Genomic DNA, 391 nt, shown 5'->3' on the forward strand with positions numbered 1-391 from the left:
TTGGTTTGGTTAAAGGGGTAACTGCCTATACCGGGTTCAAAGGCATCAACAACGGCTCTTGGACTTTAATCGCGCCACCTTCTATATAAGTTTCTAGCTCGTCAATATCCAGGTTGACAACAGAATCCTCTTCATTGAGAGTTAAATCCATAACGTCTTTTCCTGTGAAGTTAATCGTCAGGTTTTTTTGCCTTTGTAGCAATCGCCGCCCCATAGCTAAGGTTAAGGCTTCTAATGTGGTTTCGGAAAAATCAGGATAGACTCCCGGAGTGATGTTCATGTGAGACAATAGAAGTGGTTATTTTTATTCTACTATAAATGCCGATTCGATTGGCAATGCGTCCTACCGGTGGCGGGGGCGGCGGCGCTTATTATCGCCATATTAAGTCAT

The 391-nt window shown here is 43.7% G+C and carries 1 protein-coding gene; it reads right to left on the bottom strand.

Annotated elements, in window-relative coordinates; translation table 11 throughout:
* Window positions 1-25: 25 nt before the first annotated feature.
* Window positions 26-280, bottom strand: a complete 255-nt coding sequence (locus P5674_RS26075) for a hypothetical protein (protein ID WP_014274804.1) — start codon at window positions 278-280, stop codon at window positions 26-28.
* Window positions 281-391: the final 111 nt, after the last annotated feature.

Origin of the sequence: Limnospira sp. PMC 289.06, assembly GCF_032350395.1 — a bacterium.
Classification (GTDB): Bacteria; Cyanobacteriota; Cyanobacteriia; order Cyanobacteriales; family Microcoleaceae; genus Limnospira; species Limnospira platensis.